The sequence below is a fragment of the Corynebacterium sp. HMSC034H07 genome (genome assembly GCF_001815175.1).
Taxonomy (GTDB): domain Bacteria; phylum Actinomycetota; class Actinomycetes; order Mycobacteriales; family Mycobacteriaceae; genus Corynebacterium; species Corynebacterium hiratae.
Genome location: NZ_KV819542.1, coordinates 99596 through 113301, shown reverse-complemented (window position 1 = coordinate 113301; position 13706 = coordinate 99596). Strand labels below are relative to the sequence as shown.

The following is a 13706-nucleotide window of genomic DNA, read 5'->3' as shown; positions in this document are numbered from 1 at the left end:
AATGGCTGAGTTAAAGGATCTTCCCCTGCGCGAAGAATTGCGCGGCTCCAGTGCCTATGGAGCCCCGCAGCTGACGGTGACCAACCAGCTCAACACCAACGAGAACCCCTACCCGCCGTCGGAGGCGCTGGTCAAGGACATCGTGGCGGCCGTCGAAAAGCACGCCCGAGAGCTCAATCGCTATCCAGAGCGCGACGCCGTCGAACTGCGCACGGCGCTGGCGGGGTACGTCAGTGAGCAGACCGGCGTGAGCGTCAGCGTGGAGAACGTGTGGGCGGCCAATGGTTCCAACGAGGTGCTGCAGCAGCTGCTCCAAGCCTTCGGAGGGCCGGGGCGCAGCGCGCTGGGATTTACCCCGAGCTATTCCATGCACCCCATCCTGTGCGCGGGCACCCAAACCGAATTCATCTCCTGCCCGCGGAACGAGGATTTCCGCATTGCGGAAAAGGAAGCGCTGGAGGCCGTCGCCAAGCACCGCCCCGACGTTGTCTTCATCACCACCCCGAACAATCCCACTGGTGATGTAACTCCGATCGACCTGGTGGAGAAGATCGTGCAGGCCGCGCCGGGCATCGTCATCGTGGACGAGGCCTACATGGAGTTCTCGCCTTCACCTTCTGCCACCACGCTGCTGGCGAAATATCCGACCAAGCTCGTGGTCTCGCGCACGATGTCCAAGGCCTTCGACTTCGCCGGCGGACGCTTGGGCTACTTCGTGGCCGATCCGGCTTTCGTGGAGGCCGTCATGCTCGTCCGCCTGCCCTATCACCTCTCTGTCCTCTCCCAGATCGCGGCCACTGTGGCTCTGGCACACAAGGAGGAGACCTTGGGTACCGTGGCGAAGCTGTCGGCGGAGCGAGACCGGGTTGTCGCACGGCTCCAGGAGCTCGGGTACTACGTGGTGCCGAGCGAATCCAACTTCGTGTCCTTCGGACGCTTTGCCGATCAGCACGCGGTGTGGCAGGGATTCCTGGACCGCGATGTTCTGATCCGAGATAACGGCGTACCGGGACTCCTGCGCGCCACGATTGGCCTGCCTGAAGAGAATGATGCCTTCCTTTCGGCCGCAGAGGACTTGGCAGATACAGTAGAGATGATTAACTGAGCCCCTCCTATGGGGCACGATTTGAAGGAGGAGCGTGGGGACGATGAGCGCTGATGAAGCTGCACGCCGCGATGGCGGCGACCGCATTGGCCGCGCCGAGCGCGTTACTGGGGAGACAAAGATCTCTGTAGAAATCAACCTCGATGGCACCGGCCAAGCGGATATTTCGACGGGGCTGCCGTTCTTTGACCATATGCTGAATGCAGTGTGCACCCACGGCTCCTTCGACCTTTCGGTCCACGCCGACGGCGATATCGACATCGATGCCCACCACACCGTCGAAGACACCGCGATTGTTCTCGGCCGTGCCTTCCTGGAAGCACTGGGGGACAAGTCCGGTATCCGCCGTTTCGGGTCCCAGCTGCTGCCCATGGATGAGGCGCTGGTGGAGGCCGTTGTCGACATTTCTGGGCGCCCCTACTTCGTGATGAATAGCGAACCGGAAAACATGGAGTGGCAGGTCATCGGCGGGCACTACGCCACGGTGATCAACCGTCACTTCTTCGAAACCTTTGCCACGCACTCGGCGACGACTCTGCATGTCAACGTGCGGTACGGCCGCGATCCGCACCACATCACGGAGGCTGAGTACAAGGCGGTGGCCCGCGCCCTGCGCCAGGCTACTGAGCGGGATCCGCGCGTGACCGGAGTTCCTTCGACGAAGGGAGCCCTCTAAGCCGTTATGAACTTGTTGGTTCTCATTCTCTTTCTGGTCACCGGTTTGCTCGTCGGCGGCGCGTGGGCGGCGTATCAGAATGGCTCGGTGCTGATGACCGTGGTCGCGGGTGCGCTCGCGGCGGTCTCCGCGATCGCGGCGCTGGCCTGGATGCTTGACATCTTCTCAGCGGGGGTGGCAGTGAAGTGACGGAAAAGACCCCTCAGAGCGTATGGAAGGTTGCTGGCTTTAAGGAAACCATGATCGCGGTGGTTTCCGCCTTCGGTGCCTGGTCGGTCCTGCTTCCAGTGGTGCCCCTGGCCGTGCTGGACTCCGGTGGCTCCGCCACGTTGGCTGGCGCCACCACCGGCGTGTTCATGTTAGCGACGGTGCTTACCCAGATGGCGACTCCGATGCTGCTGCGCATCTTTGGGTACCGTCCGATCATGGCGGCCTCGGCACTGTTGCTGGGGCTGCCGGCATTGGGGCACATGCTGGGCGATGCCGCCCCGATCGCCCTGGGATTCTCCGCCCTGCGCGGCATCGGTTTTGGCGCTCTCACAGTGGCGGAGAACGCTCTCATCGCAGAAATTACGCCGCGGCGTTTGCTGGGCAAGGCCACCGGTATCTTCGGTTTGTTCATCGGTGCAGCCCAGATGGCGTTCTTGCCTTTGGGTCTCGCAGTGGCTTCAGCCTTTAACTACAACACGGTGTATCTCCTAGCCGCTGGCCTTGGCCTGCTGGGATTCTTTACCTGCATTTTGGTACCGCAAATCAAGGCAGCTCCAGTGGGGTTGCCGGACCCAACGGATACCACTCCGCGGGCACCAATGTGGAAGCTTGTGCTCGTCCCAGCGCTCGCTTTGACCAGTTTCTCCGTGAGCTACGGCGTCGCCTCCAATTTCATTTCCCCGGCGGTGCGCGAGCTGGATCCTGAGCGTGGCGCTGTCCTGGGTGGCCTCATGCTGTCCGTGATCGGTGGCGCGGCCATGATTTCACGCTATGTCGCCGGTGTCGTGGCGGACCGCGTGGGCCAGCCAGGCACGTTGATGATTCCAGCCCAGGCTTTCTCAGTCTTTGGCGTGGGTCTAATCGCCGCCGTGCTGTGGCAAGAATGGTCAGTATGGCTGCTCGTGTTCGGCACTGTCATCTATGGTGCGGGTTTCGGCATCGTCCAGAACGAGGCTTTGTTGTCGATGTTCGACCGCCTCCCTCGCGAGCGCCTGTCCGAAGGTTCTGCGGTGTGGAATATCTTCTACGACGGTGGAACTGGACTTGGTTCGACGGTTCTCGGCGCCGTCGTGGCTATGTCCGGATACGATGGCGCCTTCGCGGCTGGTGCCGTCATCATCGCGGTTGGCCTGCTCATGTCCGTGGCTGACCGCGCCTTGGGCAAGACCCGTGTGAGCGAGCTGAATGATATTCAGACTCGCCTGCGCATGATTAGAAGGCCGAGGAGGCCCGGAAAGGAGCCACGATGAGCTCATACGACGTAGTAGTCCTGGATTATGGCGCTGGCAATGTCCGGTCGGCAGTGCGCGCGCTGGAGCGGGTCGGCGCTACCGTGACGGTCACCGCGGACCCCAAGACAGCCGTGGAAGCCGATGGCCTCCTAGTCCCCGGTGTGGGGGCCTTCGCCGCCTGCATGGAGGGGCTGCGCGCCGCGCAGGGACCAAGGATTATCGGCCAACGCTTGGCTGGCGGGCGCCCCGTCCTGGGAATCTGTGTGGGTATGCAGATTCTTTTTGACTCAGGTACCGAACACGGCGTACACACCGAAGGCTGCGGCGAGTGGCCCGGAGAGGTCTCCCGCTTGCAGGCTTCCGTTCTCCCACACATGGGATGGAACACCGTGGAGCTTCCTAGCGGAAGCCGCATGTTCGAAGGCGTGAGCGCGGAGGATCGCTTTTACTTCGTGCATTCTTATGCCGCGCGGAACTGGGAGCTCGAGACGGAGATTACCGAGCCACCGAAGGTGGCGTGGTCTGAGTACGGCGGTGACCGCTTTGTCGCCGCAGTAGAAAACGGTGCGTTGTGGGCCACTCAGTTCCACCCGGAGAAATCGGGTGATGTGGGCTCGCAGCTGCTAAAGAACTGGATTGGAACGCTCTAAAGAGCCCGCGTGAAAGGTAGACTACCCACCATGAGCTTTACACTGTTGCCCGCGGTTGACGTCGTTGATGGTCAGGCAGTACGCCTCGACCAAGGAGAAGCAGGAACCGAAAAGTCCTATGGATCGCCGCGGGAGGCCGCCCTCAAATGGCAGGCCCAAGGCGCGCAGTGGTTGCACGCGGTGGATTTGGACGCCGCCTTCGGTCGTGGCTCCAATCACGAGCTGCTCGCTGAAATTACGACGAGCGTGGACCTAGACGTGGAATTGACCGGAGGCATCCGGGACGACGATTCCTTGGCGCGCGCACTGGCCACTGGTGCCCGCCGCGTCAATATTGGAACCGCGGCGCTGGAAAACCCAGAATGGATTGCCAAGGTCCTCGCAGAGCATGGCGATCGCATCGCAGTGGACCTCGCCGTCCGGATGGTGGATGGTGAGTGGCGCACACGCGGTCACGGCTGGGTATCCGATGGCGGAGACCTCTGGGAGGTGCTCGAGCGCCTTGACGCAGCTGGCTGCACCCGTTTCGTGGTGACGGATGTGTCGAAGGATGGCACGCTCCAGGGGCCCAATATCGAGCTGCTGCGTGAGGTGGCGGCCGCCACGGACGCCAAGGTGACTGCTTCCGGCGGCATTTCCACTCTCGACGATCTGCGCGAGTTGGCTCTTTACGAGAACGAGGGGATCGATTCCGCCATCATCGGTAAAGCACTCTACGAAGAGCGCTTCACCTTGGAGGAGGCTCTTGCAGCCGTTGCGGAGGTTACCCCGCTGCCGGGAGAGGAATACATCGACCCGATCGAGGAGAAGTAGGCCTATGGCCCCGATGACAGGAACTTCAGCGTCGGATCCGCGCGAACTTGTTGCCTTTGCGGAAGCCGCGGTGGACCAGGTTGATGATCTCTTCCGCAGGGGCCTCGGCGCGGCACCCGCGCGTTTCAAAGGCGAAGGAGACTTTGCTACCGAGGTGGATCTGCTCATCGAACAGCAGTTGCGCCAGACATTGGGCCAGCTCACCGGCATTCCGGTGTTCGGTGAAGAGTCCGGTGGCAACTTGGAGGAGACGGTGTGGGTTGTGGATCCGGTAGACGGAACCGCGAACTACTCGGCTGGGAATCCGTGCTGCGGCATTCTTGTTTCGCTCCTGCACGATGCAAAGCCGGTCGTCGCCGTCGCCGACTTTCCATTGTTGAACCGCCGTGTTGTTGCGGCGCAAGGGATGCCGCTGCGTACGACCGGCGGCCCGGCGACCGGGTTCGGGGGAGGAGAGGAGGCCCTAGGATTCGACGAAGCGCGCGGACACGTGGGTTGCTCCTCGCACCTGCCCACGAGCCTATTCAACGACCTACGGGAGACCGGGTTGCGGCCCCGCATGACTGGGTCGGTGGGGCTGGACAACGCTTTTGTCGCTCAGGGCGTGCTCGACGGTGCAGTGAATTTCTCGCCGCACCCGTGGGATAACGCGGCGGGCGCGCTCATCATTAAGGCTGCCGGTGGCCGTGTGAGCGACCCCGAGGGCAATGAGTGGACTGCACACTCGAAGGGTTTCGTGGGCGGGACCCCGCAGGTGCATGCCACGATTTTGGAGGCCATTGCTCGAAATCCGCGTGGGGACCGCTAAATAGGCCCCGTCCCGGGGCTGAAACCGGTGCTCGGCACTGGCGCTGAATCCCGGACTTATTCTTTAACGTTTTACCGTTTTCCTACTATGTTCATCACCGTTCGGTGGTCCCGAGTGGACTGCTGTTTATCTCACCTTTAGCTATGAGGAGGATTGTCACCATGGCGCTTGCCGTGCGCGTGATCCCGTGTCTGGACGTTGATAATGGCCGCGTGGTCAAAGGCGTCAACTTTGAAAACCTGCGTGATGCCGGCGACCCAGTGGAGCTGGCCGCTCGCTATGGTCAGCTGGGCGCTGATGAGCTGACATTCTTGGATGTCTCCGCGTCCAAGGACGGCCGCGGCACCATGCTCGACGTCGTTCGCCGCACGGCGGATCAGGTGTTCATCCCACTAACCGTCGGCGGCGGCGTGCGGTCGGTGGAGGACGTTCGTGAGCTATTGCGGGCTGGTGCCGATAAGGTGTCCGTTAATTCTTCCGCCATTGCGCGCCCCGAGTTGTTGCGAGAGCTCGCGGATGTGTTTGGTTCTCAGTGCATCGTGTTGTCCGTCGATGCTCGCCGTGCGGCGGGCTTTCCCAGCAGATTTGAGGTCACCACGCATGGCGGCACACGCTCCGCGGGGATCGACGCTGTGGAATGGGCCAAGCGCGGCGAGGAATTGGGGGTCGGCGAGATTCTGCTGAACTCCATGGATGGTGACGGAACCAAGGCAGGCTTCGACCTCGAATTGATTGAGGCCGTGCGTGCAGCGGTTTCGGTGCCGATCATCGCCTCGGGTGGGGCCGGGAAGGCCGAGCACTTTCCACCGGCTATCGACGCTGGAGCGGATGCCGTGCTCGCGGCTAGTATCTTCCACTTCGGCGAGGTGGAGATTTCCGAGGTCAAGCAGGCATTAGCTGCTGCAGGAAAGGAGGTCCGTCAATGACAGAGGACAGCACTAACTCCGCCAGCACCACGAACGTCGGGGACTATGAGCTGAGCGACGACATTGCCCTGCAGCTCAAGCGCAATGAGGCGGGCCTAGTCCCGGCTATCGTGCAGTCGGAACGAGGTGAGGTACTCATGCTGGCGTGGATGGATGACCACGCGCTGGCTTACACGCTGGCGACGCGCCGCGGGACCTACTACTCACGCTCGCGTCAAGAGTATTGGATTAAAGGGCTGACGTCCGGCAATACCCAAGAGGTAGTGGGTGCGCGCCTAGATTGCGATGGTGACACCATTTTGCTCACCGTGCGTCAGCGCGGCGGGGCATGCCATACCGGCGACCGCACCTGTTTCGACGCTCGAAACCTCTTTGGGGAGGAAGATCATGGCTAAGCGCGGCGGACCCGTACTGATGTTGGTCGGCGCCATCTTGTTGTGGCTATCCTCCCGCATGACGTGGGTGAAGGCGGCGGTCGAAGACGATAAGGCCGGATCGAGCGTGGTGGAGCTATCCGGCTCCTTATGGTCCCTTGAGCTCATCGCGCTGAGCGTGGTGGTCCTGGCCGGTGGCGTGGCTGCCTTCGCTCTCGGGCGGACTGGCCGGCGCATCGTCTCCGTCATCACCGCCCTCGCCGCTGCGGCTGCGGGATGGCGTCCGGTGGCGCTGTTGACCGCCGGCCCCGAGGCGGAGCGTGCCCAGGAGCTTCTGCAAGGCGGGACCAACGATACCTCTGTGGATACGACGACTATTTCCGATTGGGCCGTCGTCCTCACCGCGGACGCGTCGACTGCGGGCCCAGTTCTCGCTCTCGTCGGCGCCGCCCTGGCGCTCTTTGGGGCGGTGCTGGTGGCGAGCAACCCGGGTGCCGATAAACCCCGCACAGCCAAATACGAAACCCCGGTGGTACGGCAGGAGCGCCTGCAGGAAGAACTCGAAACCTCCCAAGATTCCGGCCGCGTGATGTGGGACGCGCTGGATGCTGATATTGATCCCACAGATCCCCGCTCCTCCTAAACACACGCGCCGCGACGGCGAGCATAGTGACGGAGAGCCTGGTGAGAAAGGCCCTGTTGCGGGGAACGGGTGCCCCGGATTTCTAGTTAGAGGTGAGGGCGCGCTAGCCTAAATGTGATCTCGAACGCCCCTGTTTCTTTCTTTGAGTCTCCTTCGGGGAAGGGAGGTGGAATCATGCCTACCCCGATCGCCGTCGATCATCTCGTGGCCGGAGTGCTGGCTGATGTAGCCGCGCGGGAGGCCCGTGTCCCGTTCAAGGAAATTAAAGCAAGGTCCCGCGACATGGACGCTCCGCGCGATGCCGCGAAAGCTCTGCTGCGCCCGGGATGCTCTATCATCACCGAAATCAAGCGCGCCGTGCCCTATGGCGGTGAAATTGCCCACTTGGATAGCCCGAAGTCGGTGGCAGAACTGGCACATAGCCTGGAGGAAGCAGGGGTTCATGTGATGGCCTGTCAGACAGATCGTCGCCGCTTCCACGGGTCACTCGAGGACATGCGGGTCGCCCGCGCGGCCGTCGACTTACCGATGCTGTGCCGCGACACCATCGTTGATCCCTATCAGATTCATGAGGCGCGTTGTTATGGGGCAGACGCGATTCCCTTGCAGGTGGAGCTGCTCAGCCAAGCTCGCCTCGAGTCACTTCTCGACCGCGTGGAATCCCTCGGGATGACCGCCATCCTGGAAGTCCGCACCTGTGCCGAGGTGGATCGCGTTATCAAGGCAGGGGGAACTGTCGTGGCGATCAACGCGTGGTCATTGGCCTCCGATGCTATTAATCGGGAGGCCTTTTCTGCTATTTCGCCCGGTCTTCCTGAGAGCATCACTCGCATCGCGGTGGGCGGTGTTAATAACCCGCGCAACGTGCTGTCTTATGCCTCGCAAGGTGCTGATGCCATCCTCGTTGGTGAGTCCATCATGGCTGCCCAGGACCCGATGACCTTGGCCCGTTCCTTGGTGGCCGCAGGCCAACATCCTGCGTGCCCTTCGCGTAGAAGCTAAGCGCGTTGTAGCGGCCGTCATTTTCAGGCACACTGTTTCCCGTGCAGATTTACAACCTCGCCAATATTCCTTCCCCGCCACAAGGCGTGTGGCATCTCGGCCCGGTCCCGATTCGTGCTTATGCCATGTGCATCATCGTCGGCATTCTCGTCGCGATGTGGATGACGCTGCGCCGTTATACCGCTCGCGGAGGCAACCCTGACGTGGTGTGGGATGCTGCCCTAGTGGTGATCCCGGCCGGCATCATTGGCGGGCGCCTCTATCACGTGATTACGGATTACGATAAGTACTTTTGCTCCACGTGTGATCCCATCGATGCAGTGAAAATCACCAACGGGGGGCTCGGTATCTGGGGAGCAGTCGCGCTGGGCGCGGTGGCACTGTGGATCATGTTCAAGATTAAGGGTATTCCGTTGGGGCCCTTTGCTGATGCCGTCGCCCCAGGGCTTATCCTGGCCCAGGCCATCGGCCGCTTGGGCAATTGGTTTAATCAGGAACTGTATGGCCGTGAGACCACTGTCCCGTGGGCCCTCGACATCTACTACCGAGTTAATGAAAGCGGCGAGTATGCGCCCATCAGCGGCCGCTCGACTGGGGAAGTAGTGGCCTCTGTGCATCCGACCTTTCTCTATGAGCTTGTGTGGAACGTGGCGGTATGCGTGTTCCTGCTTTGGGCGCACAAGGCGTTCAAGCTTGGCCATGGTCGTGTCTTCGCGCTGTATGTTGCCGGGTACACCGCGGGCCGCTTCGTCGTGGAAAACATGCGTGCGGACGACGCCACGCACATCTTCGGCCTCCGGGTCAACGTCATCGTTTCCGTGGTCTGCTTTGTCGTGGCGCTTATCGTGTATTTCCGGTTGCCGCGCGGGCAGGAATCGCCGGAGGAAGTCGATCCCACCCGCACCACCGAGACTGCGGTGGGCAGTGCTGCCGAGGGTAGCCCCCGGTGAGTCTAAATGGTGACGGTGCGGGTAGTGCCCACCGGAGCAAAGCCCTGAGATTCTGTGGAGTAGCCGGGATCACACGTGGCTTTTGCGGTGCCTAACACGGCAACCTAAAGACCGGTGCGGCGGAACTGAAATGCCCGGATGTGCCCGGTTATTACCGTTTGTAGCTGCAATGTGGGCGTCGCATTTTCCGCTTGGAATACCGGCGTTACGGGTCGAAAACCCGGCATGAGCTTCGTTCGTGGTGGCCGAGACCAGTAAACGGGGGTAGTTTAGGAACCGTTAGAAACTCCCGATGTGAATAAGGCACTCCATGTTGGATAGAAGAACCAAAATCGTTTGTACGTTGGGTCCTGCAGTCGCAAGCAAGGAAGGAATCCTTGGGCTTGTTGAAGCAGGCATGAACGTGGCGCGTCTGAACATGTCCCACGGCGAGCATGCGGACCACGAGGCGAACTACCGCTGGGTTCGCGAGGCCACCGATGAGACCGGCCACGCAGTCGGCGTCTTGGCGGACCTGCAAGGCCCGAAGATTCGCCTAGGCCGTTTCGTCAACGGTGAAGAGATGTGGAAGGACGGCGAAATCGTCCGCATCACCGTTGATGACGTCGAAGGCACACACGACCGCGTGTCCACCACCTACAAGAACCTGGCACAGGACGCGAAGCCGGGTGACCGCCTGCTGATCGACGATGGCAAGGTCGCCGTCGTGTGCAAGGAAGTCGACGGCAACGACGTTGTCTGCGAGGTTACCGAGGGCGGACCGGTCTCGAATAACAAGGGCGTGTCCCTGCCGGGAATGGACATTTCTGTTCCGGCGCTGTCGGAAAAGGACATCGCAGATCTTCGCTTCGCCTTGAAGCTCGGCGTAGACATGGTCGCCTTGTCCTTCGTGCGCTCCCCGGCTGACGTGGACAAGGTCCACGAGATCATGGATGAGGAAGGCCGCCGCGTTCCGGTCATCGCCAAGCTCGAGAAGCCGGAGGCAGTCGACGCCCTCGAGTCCATCGTCCTAGCCTTCGATGCGATCATGATCGCCCGCGGTGACCTCGGCGTCGAGGTTCCGCTGGAACAGGTTCCGCTGTTCCAGAAGCGCGCTATCCAGATCGCTCGTGAGAATGCCAAGCCGGTGATCGTGGCAACGCAGATGCTCGATTCCATGATCTCCAACCTGCGCCCGACTCGTGCGGAGGCCTCCGACGTTGCCAACGCAGTGCTCGATGGCGCCGATGCGGTCATGCTCTCCGGTGAGACCTCCGTCGGCATCGACCCCCACAATGTTGTGCGCACGATGTCCCGGATCGTGATGAATGCTGAGCAGGGCGGCCAGGTTCCTCCGCTGACGCACGTCCCGCGCACCAAGCGCGGTGTTGTGTCTTACTCCGCACGCGATATTGCTGAGCGCCTTAACGCGAAGGCTATCGTGGCCTTTACGACGTCCGGTGATACCGCTAAGCGCGTGGCTCGTCTGCACTCCCCGTTGCCGCTCTTGGCCTTTACCCCGCACCCGGCGGTGCGCTCGCAGCTGGCCTTGACGTGGGGCGCGGAGACCTTCTTGAGTGACGCGGTTGAGTCCACCGATGACATGATGGCCGCCATCGATGGGGCGCTGCTGGGGATGGATAAGTACAAGGAAGGCGATATGATCATCGTCATCGCCGGTACTCCTCCTGGAATCTCCGGTAACACGAATATGATTCAGGTCCACGAACTGGGTCAGACCCTGCGCGATAAGTAATACTGTCGCAGATAAGCAGACAGCGCCGCCTCACCCCGGTTGCTTCCTTACCCACTAAGTGGGAAGGAGGAACGGTGGTGAGGCGGCGCTTTGTCTGTGAGGAAAGCCCGTAGGGGGTTAATAGGCAACAGTGCGTCTATTAACCCCTTTTTTGTCTAGACGTTTTTGTCTAGACGTTGGAAATGGGGGTCGGGGCCAGCTTCCACACCTCGTTGGCGTAGTCAGCGATGGTGCGGTCGGAAGAGAAGCGGCCAGAGTAGCAGATGTTGAGCCAAGCCTTCTTGGCCCATGCCATCTCGTCAGCGTCATAGTCGGCAGCCATGCGGTCACGGGTCTCGCGGTAGTCTGCGAAATCTCCGAGGACGTAGTAGGTGTCCTGAGCGTGCTCACCAAAGCCATCGAGCAGTGAGGAGCGCAGATCCCCAAACATCCCGGCATTTTCAGAGCCCAACGTGCCATCGGTAAAGGCATCGAGGACGCGGGACAGGCCCGGAACAGTGTTGTAGAGCTCGCCCGGGTTGTACTCGGCGCGAAGCTGCGGGATCTCCTCGTTGCGGGCGCCGAAGATGTAGGCATTCTCTTCGCCCACTGCCTCGACGATCTCGACGTTGGCGCCATCCATCGTGCCCAGGGTCAGTGCACCGTTCATCATGAACTTCATGTTGGAGGTGCCGGAGGCTTCCTTGCCGGCCACGGAGATCTGCTCGGAGACATCGGCGGCAGGGATGATGTGCTCGGCAGGGGAGACGTTGTAGTTCTCCACAAAGACCACGTTGAGCACGTCCTTAGTGGCCGGGTCGTTGTTGACCAAGTCACCGATGGTGTTGATGAGCTTGATGATGGCCTTTGCGCGAACGTAGCCCGGGGCGGCCTTCGCGCCGAAAATGAAGGTGCGCTTCGGAACGGTTTCGCCGTCGACCTTGATACGGAAGTACAGGTCCAGAATGTACAGAGCGTTCATCAGCTGGCGCTTGTACTCGTGCAGGCGCTTGATCTGGACGTCGAAGATCGAATCCGGATCCACCGTGGCGCCTTGGTGTGCTTCGATCCATGCGGCAAAGTCCTGCTTGTTAGCGCGCTTGATGTTGATGAGCTGGCGCAGCACCTTCTCGTCCTCGGCCAAGGAATCCAGTTTGGCCAGCTCAGTCAGATCGGTGACCCAGGCATCGGAACCAGCCTGCTCAGTGAGCAGATCGGACAGGCGCGGGTTGCACATGCGCAGCCAGCGGCGCGGGGTGACGCCGTTGGTCTTGTTGTTGAACTTCTCCGGCCACAGTTCGTACCACTCAGACAGCGTGTCTGCCTTGATGATCTCGGTGTGCAGCGCCGCCACGCCGTTGATGGAGTAAGCGGCGTAGCAAGCAATCCATGCCATGTGGACGTGACCGTCGGACACCGGGGCCATGTAATCGATGCGGCCCTGGTCGAGGCCACGCTGGGCCATGTCCTCGCGGAAACGGCGGTCAATCTCTTCCACGAGCTCCCAGATGCGCCAGAAGAGCTTCTGGAAGATGGAGATCTCCCAGCTTTCCAGGGCCTCTGCCAGCACCGTGTGGTTGGTGTAGGCAAAGGTCTCGGTGACGACCTTCCATGCCTCGTCCCAGCCCATTCCGTGTTCGTCGAGAAGCAGGCGGAGCAACTCTGGAATGGCCAGCACGGGGTGGGTGTCATTGAGCTGGATGCAGTTGTACTCAGCGAAGCCGGTGAGGTCCTCGCCGTGGTGCTCGATGTAGTTGTCGATCATCTGCTGCAGCGAAGCCGATACGAAGAAGTACTGCTGACGAACGCGCAGAACCTTGCCCTCGTAGGTGGTGTCGTTGGGGTAGAGCACGCGGCAGATGTCCATGACGCGCTCGCGCTCCACGATGGCCTCGGTGAAGCGCTGCGAGTTGAAGGCGTCGTAATCGAACTCATCGATGGGTTCGGACTTCCACAAGCGCAGCGTGCCCACGTTGTCGGTTCCATAGCCGGTAATCGGCATGTCATAGGGGATAGCGCGGACATCCATGTCATCGAAATGGACCAGGCGCTGCTCGGAGGCGCGGCGAATGATGAAGTCATAGCCATTCTCCATCCACGCATCCGGCTCTTCGCGCTGGAAGCCGTTGTCAAAGGACTGACGGAACAGGCCGTAGCGGTAGAGCAGACCGTAGCCGGTGACGGGGAAGTCTTGGGTGACAGCGGAGTCGAGGAAGCAGGCAGCCAGGCGGCCCAAACCGCCGTTTCCTAGCGCGGCATCGTGCTCGGCCTCGAGGACATCGACCAATTCGTGGCCGGTGGCCTGGGTGGCGGCGCGGGCCTCGTCGACGAGGCCGATGTTGGTGAGGTTGTTGAGCAGGGCTCGACCCTGCAGGAATTCAGCCGAGAAGTAGTGCTGCTGGCGGGTGGCGGCGTAGGCGCTGCGGGTGGCTTCCCAGTTGTCCGCAATCTGCTCCATTACCGAGGAGGACAGGCCGGACCAGAACTTGCGGTTGGTGGCAGCGGTGGGGGAGACGCCGGCGGCGGCGCGGACGTGTCCGGGAACTGCGGTCTGAAAATCGGAGTGCTGGGGTTGACTCATGAGAATCCTTCACCTTAGGCAT

14 protein-coding genes are annotated in these 13706 nt (G+C 61.4%); 13 read left to right on the top strand and 1 reads right to left on the bottom strand.

Annotation, left to right across the window (positions count from 1 at the left end; all coding sequences use genetic code 11):
* The first annotated feature begins 1 nt into the window (after position 1).
* The 13 genes from HMPREF3009_RS11650 (at position 2) to pyk (ending at position 11124) form a co-directional block, all read left to right on the top strand.
* The gene (locus HMPREF3009_RS11650; RefSeq protein ID WP_070682092.1) at positions 2–1105 is read left to right on the top strand and encodes a histidinol-phosphate transaminase; all 1104 of its coding nucleotides are present in this window, start codon (positions 2–4) and stop codon (positions 1103–1105) included.
* Positions 1106–1148: 43 nt separating this feature from the next.
* On the top strand, positions 1149–1781 hold the full coding sequence (gene hisB / locus HMPREF3009_RS11645) for an imidazoleglycerol-phosphate dehydratase HisB (protein ID WP_070682089.1): 633 nt from the start codon (positions 1149–1151) through the stop codon (positions 1779–1781).
* Positions 1782–1787: 6 nt separating this feature from the next.
* Positions 1788–1970 (top strand): hypothetical protein, encoded by a 183-nt coding sequence (locus tag HMPREF3009_RS11640; protein WP_070682085.1) that lies wholly within the window; start codon positions 1788–1790, stop codon positions 1968–1970.
* Positions 1971–2020: 50 nt separating this feature from the next.
* A complete protein-coding gene (locus HMPREF3009_RS11635) occupies positions 2021–3241 on the top strand; it encodes an MFS transporter (RefSeq protein ID WP_070682083.1) in 1221 nt (406 codons plus the stop codon).
* Entirely contained in the window at positions 3238–3873 is a 636-nt protein-coding gene (gene hisH / locus HMPREF3009_RS11630; RefSeq protein WP_046648004.1) for an imidazole glycerol phosphate synthase subunit HisH, read from the top strand. Before HMPREF3009_RS11635 ends, hisH begins: the two co-directional genes overlap by 4 nt.
* Before the next feature lie 30 nt (positions 3874–3903).
* Positions 3904–4686 (top strand): bifunctional 1-(5-phosphoribosyl)-5-((5-phosphoribosylamino)methylideneamino)imidazole-4-carboxamide isomerase/phosphoribosylanthranilate isomerase PriA, encoded by a 783-nt coding sequence (gene priA, locus HMPREF3009_RS11625; protein WP_049155328.1) that lies wholly within the window; start codon positions 3904–3906, stop codon positions 4684–4686.
* Positions 4687–4690: 4 nt separating this feature from the next.
* A complete protein-coding gene (locus HMPREF3009_RS11620; protein WP_070682080.1) occupies positions 4691–5494 on the top strand; it encodes an inositol monophosphatase family protein in 804 nt (267 codons plus the stop codon).
* A 161-nt stretch (positions 5495–5655) separates the two neighbouring features.
* On the top strand, positions 5656–6420 hold the full coding sequence (gene hisF, locus HMPREF3009_RS11615) for an imidazole glycerol phosphate synthase subunit HisF (protein ID WP_070512547.1): 765 nt from the start codon (positions 5656–5658) through the stop codon (positions 6418–6420).
* Positions 6417–6815: a phosphoribosyl-AMP cyclohydrolase gene (gene hisI / locus HMPREF3009_RS11610; protein ID WP_070682077.1), complete on the top strand. Its 399-nt coding sequence runs from the start codon at positions 6417–6419 to the stop codon at positions 6813–6815. Before hisF ends, hisI begins: the two co-directional genes overlap by 4 nt.
* Positions 6808–7437 carry a TIGR02234 family membrane protein gene (locus tag HMPREF3009_RS11605; protein ID WP_070682074.1) on the top strand — a complete coding sequence of 210 codons (630 nt, stop codon included), beginning with the start codon at positions 6808–6810 and terminating at the stop codon, positions 7435–7437. Before hisI ends, HMPREF3009_RS11605 begins: the two co-directional genes overlap by 8 nt.
* A gap of 174 nt (positions 7438–7611) precedes the next feature.
* Entirely contained in the window at positions 7612–8439 is an 828-nt protein-coding gene (locus tag HMPREF3009_RS11600) for an indole-3-glycerol phosphate synthase TrpC (protein ID WP_070682071.1), read from the top strand.
* Between the two features lie 41 nt (positions 8440–8480).
* Positions 8481–9389, top strand: coding sequence for a prolipoprotein diacylglyceryl transferase (gene lgt / locus HMPREF3009_RS11595; protein WP_046648009.1), 909 nt, complete (start codon positions 8481–8483; stop codon positions 9387–9389).
* A 313-nt stretch (positions 9390–9702) separates the two neighbouring features.
* Positions 9703–11124 (top strand): pyruvate kinase, encoded by a 1422-nt coding sequence (gene pyk / locus HMPREF3009_RS11590; protein WP_070512713.1) that lies wholly within the window; start codon positions 9703–9705, stop codon positions 11122–11124.
* Positions 11125–11293: 169 nt separating this feature from the next.
* Here the strand turns inward: pyk and HMPREF3009_RS11585 are convergent, their stop codons facing one another.
* Positions 11294–13684, bottom strand: coding sequence for a glycogen/starch/alpha-glucan phosphorylase (locus HMPREF3009_RS11585; protein WP_070512562.1), 2391 nt, complete (start codon positions 13682–13684; stop codon positions 11294–11296).
* Positions 13685–13706 lie beyond the last annotated feature (22 nt).

Coding starts and splice junctions, on each gene's coding strand:
- HMPREF3009_RS11650 (WP_070682092.1), top strand. CDS start 2: ATGGCTGAGTTAAAGGATCTTCCCCTGCGCGAAGAATTGCGCGGCTCC.
- hisB (WP_070682089.1), top strand. CDS start 1,149: ATGAGCGCTGATGAAGCTGCACGCCGCGATGGCGGCGACCGCATTGGC.
- HMPREF3009_RS11640 (WP_070682085.1), top strand. CDS start 1,788: ATGAACTTGTTGGTTCTCATTCTCTTTCTGGTCACCGGTTTGCTCGTC.
- HMPREF3009_RS11635 (WP_070682083.1), top strand. CDS start 2,021: ATGATCGCGGTGGTTTCCGCCTTCGGTGCCTGGTCGGTCCTGCTTCCA.
- hisH (WP_046648004.1), top strand. CDS start 3,238: ATGAGCTCATACGACGTAGTAGTCCTGGATTATGGCGCTGGCAATGTC.
- priA (WP_049155328.1), top strand. CDS start 3,904: ATGAGCTTTACACTGTTGCCCGCGGTTGACGTCGTTGATGGTCAGGCA.
- HMPREF3009_RS11620 (WP_070682080.1), top strand. CDS start 4,691: ATGGCCCCGATGACAGGAACTTCAGCGTCGGATCCGCGCGAACTTGTT.
- hisF (WP_070512547.1), top strand. CDS start 5,656: ATGGCGCTTGCCGTGCGCGTGATCCCGTGTCTGGACGTTGATAATGGC.
- hisI (WP_070682077.1), top strand. CDS start 6,417: ATGACAGAGGACAGCACTAACTCCGCCAGCACCACGAACGTCGGGGAC.
- HMPREF3009_RS11605 (WP_070682074.1), top strand. CDS start 6,808: ATGGCTAAGCGCGGCGGACCCGTACTGATGTTGGTCGGCGCCATCTTG.
- HMPREF3009_RS11600 (WP_070682071.1), top strand. CDS start 7,612: ATGCCTACCCCGATCGCCGTCGATCATCTCGTGGCCGGAGTGCTGGCT.
- HMPREF3009_RS11585 (WP_070512562.1), bottom strand. CDS start 13,684: ATGAGTCAACCCCAGCACTCCGATTTTCAGACCGCAGTTCCCGGACAC.